Origin of the sequence: Methanosarcina spelaei (assembly GCF_002287235.1) — an archaeon.
GTDB lineage: Archaea > Halobacteriota > Methanosarcinia > Methanosarcinales > Methanosarcinaceae > Methanosarcina > Methanosarcina spelaei.
The window spans coordinates 1-3,284 of record NZ_LMVP01000187.1; the positions used below are offsets into that span (position 1 = coordinate 1).

Annotated in this window: 2 protein-coding genes and 1 pseudogene; 1 reads left to right on the forward strand and 2 read right to left on the reverse strand. The window is 36.6% G+C overall.

Annotation, left to right across the window (positions count from 1 at the left end; all coding sequences use genetic code 11):
- Window positions 1–609 precede the first annotated feature (609 nt).
- The gene (locus tag ASJ81_RS22790) at window positions 610–969 is read left to right on the forward strand and encodes a hypothetical protein (protein WP_095644390.1); all 360 of its coding nucleotides are present in this window, start codon (window positions 610–612) and stop codon (window positions 967–969) included.
- A gap of 634 nt (window positions 970–1,603) precedes the next feature.
- Here ASJ81_RS22790 and ASJ81_RS10365 read toward each other — a convergent pair.
- Both ASJ81_RS10365 and ASJ81_RS10370 read right to left on the reverse strand, forming a co-directional pair.
- Entirely contained in the window at window positions 1,604–2,764 is a 1,161-nt protein-coding gene (locus tag ASJ81_RS10365; RefSeq protein WP_095644391.1) for a TIGR04279 domain-containing protein, read from the reverse strand.
- A 260-nt stretch (window positions 2,765–3,024) separates the two neighbouring features.
- Window positions 3,025–3,284 (reverse strand): annotated as a pseudogene (locus tag ASJ81_RS10370) (hypothetical protein); the annotation flags it as partial.

Below are 3,284 nucleotides of genomic sequence, written 5' to 3' on the forward strand. Positions count from 1 at the left end.
CCGGGGAAGTTTTCCATCCCCGCAGCAAGCTAGCGGGGTATTCGACTGAAATAAAGATGTGGGGAAAGAGAATATCACGGGTCAAATTGGTTAATAAAAGAATGTGGTACCAGGAGATCTTCCTTTAAATATCAAAAATTAGGGGGAGTAGAAGTACATTATACCAATTGATTACAATATCCTTGTGGTTTAAGCAGGATTAAAAGCAGGAACTGGTAACTAATTAAATTGCGACTGATCAAGACTGATCTGAAAATACCAATAATCCTAAAATAATGTTAGAAACCAAGAGTCAGCCAAGAAATTAACATATCTGCTCACGTTTTATTACATGCTCAAAATACATGATCCTGTTTGAACTTTTTCCCGTTTAAACGCCAGCCTTCCGATTGAACTATGGAGATAGCAGTGAAATATGATAAGAATTTCTTTACTTAATAGCACCTTGATTTCAATCAGTATCTGTACAGAGAATGATCAAAGTTTGAGCCTGCGAAAAAAGAGAAATTCTTATATAAACTCTTAAGCCTATAATTTATTTATTTCTGAGCTTTTAGAAAAGTATTTATATTTTAAAGCTTCCTTATCCAAGAAAATTAGTCCGGCTATATGAATAGTAGTGGGATCTATTGGTCTGGAGGTTACGTTACGTTTAAAAATATTATCCAGTTCTATAATGTAAACGATTTGACTATCAGTCCCTTTAAGCGCAATCTGACTATTCGATTTAACAATTATCTAAAAATGGAGTTTAATTCCCTATACTGGTTTACCCTTCCAGGTTTTGTTCTCTGCTCAGGTGGGTTGTATATAGGCCTCGGTTTATTACGGACTTTCTATCTTGACGGAAGTCTTGCCTTCAAGCCGACGGTTTTAATGGTAATTCTAACCGTTATAGGGGCGGGTATGACTTTTACCGGAATTTTGCTCCATTCTATTTCGGGTTTACTGCAGCATCTACGAGAATAAACTGATAGCTCCAAAAAACTTACTAATGAGCTTGTACAAAACCGATTTCGCTCTCAAACCCGAAATTTGAATAACAATTTTCCATGATAAAAAGTTTGGTTAATTATTTAGAGCATTGAATCTCAAGAAACAATTTTAAGTTTTGGAATTAGCTTAATGGCTTTTCCCAATAACAGTTTTTTTTCCCAATAACAGTTTTTTTCCCAATAACAGTTTTTCTTTTTCTAGTTATTTCTCAATAGTGTTTTTCTGTCGCTGATGACTATATCAATAGATTCTATACTGCAAATAAATATGAGAAATCATTGACCGATAACTATTGAGCGGTTTAGAACTATTGACCGAAATGACTATTGAGCGGTTTAGAACCATTGACCGAAATGACTATTGAGCGGTTTAGAACCATTGACTAAAGATTTTATAATTTTTCAGAGGAAAACCAAAATACAAAAATCAAAAAAGAAGGCGGTTCTATAAGAAATCCGCCTTTTCAAGCATTGAGTCTTTCTACTTCTGACTGTTTTTTAGAGTTTCAGCCTTTTGGCTTTAACCTTTTATCCTCACACTGATCAGGTCCGGCTCAAAATCTGTTTTCTGAATCCGGGATTTTTGTCAGTTTCTGAGTCCTGATACATTATGGCGAGGTTTTTGTTTTTTCTTTACCTATTGTCAGTTCTTGCTGGTCTATGCCTGCAAGGCCTTTCCCAGGTTCATAGGCACCTGTAAAGAGGAAGTATTTTCCTGGCTGCAGGTCAAAGGTTGTCAGGGAAAGGGTATCCTGGTTTTTGTCACCTATGCTTATCGTACCGTTGCCTTCTCCAATCAGAGTCTGGACTGCGTTTGTGAATTCACTTTTGCTTAACTTGGACTTGTAGTTTGTGGAGTTAACGCCTAGGTCTCTGAGGTCAAAATCATTAACGGAAACATCGGTCCCGTTTATTGTTCCATTGCTGTCGACTTTTACTTCAGCTTTATAGGCCTCTTCACTTATCAGCAGGGCACCGTATGTAAACTCTCCATCAGCAGGTGCATTTTTCAGACTCATCTCAACATCAAGGTTGTCGCCTTCCTTAATATTGTTGGCTGCCTTCGCTTTCATTTCATAGTCAACTACTTCAAAGCAAGTCGCTGAAAGAACTTTCGTTACGTTGGATTCTTTGTTATCAGCAAGTGTAATAATGATGCCGTAACTCCCAGGCTCAAGAGAGTCGAAGGTAAGAGGTTTAGACAGGTCACCGCACTTATCCAGAGTCGCGCATGTCTTGTTGTAGTTCACACCTTCTTTAAATATTTCACCCAGGCTCTTGCATTTGGCATCCACAAGAGCTTGTTTCATGGAACTCACACCAAGCCCTTTGACAAGATAAATATTTACTGCTTGCTTCTTAAAGGCTGAAGGACCATTATAATCCATTTTCACAGTCTGTTTTTCAGTATAAAACGGATGCGTGGAATATGGATACGTAAAACTCAGTTCCTCGTTTTTGTCCTTGTTTATTTTAACTACAACTCCTGCTTTCTCCACACAATTTGTCCCACTGTAACTAAAGCTAAGAGGTTGTGGAAGCTGAATTTCTTTTCCTCCGGTGAGGTAAATCCATCCGCCATTTTCCTGGCTGTCAGAATGGTTTGCAAAAACGACGCTGTCCCCGTTTTTCTCGATAGATGCAACCCAGAGTCCTTTTTCGGAAACCGCGGCTGATACCGAAATAAGTGCGAAAATGCAGATTAGAGCCGCGAAGGTTAATTTACACTTTCTCATGTATACTTCACTTGTTCCTATTTTTTTCTTCAATCGTTACACCCCTAAATTAATATTTATTTTTTTATCCCGGATTTTTGCTATATATTTTTTAATTTTGTTTATTATCTACTTCATTAATTAACTTCATTATTATTAAGCTTTCATCCGCGAATTTCTTTTTTAATTAAATTAATCTACATTCATATATTTCTCTACAATACATGTCTACTATTAATATGTATTTATAGTTTATCGAAATCTCTTCAAAGAATTCCAAAAACAAATGCATTTAAAATCGTCAAGGTGCATTATTATGACTTTTTTCTCTTTAAATACACCAGGAATAATATTAATACAGCTATGATTCCTACCATCCATATCTTCTGCGATTTCGGGTCCAGGAAACTCTCGGCAAATTTCTTTTCTACACTGGAAAGGTTTTTTCCATCGTTTATTTCTTCTTTTACTCTATCGGTTATTCCTCCAACTTCTCCATCACTTGAGTTCTGTTCCGAGGAATTTGTTTCCGAGTCAAGGTTTTCTGAGGGTTGTAATTCTATCTGTTTTTCAA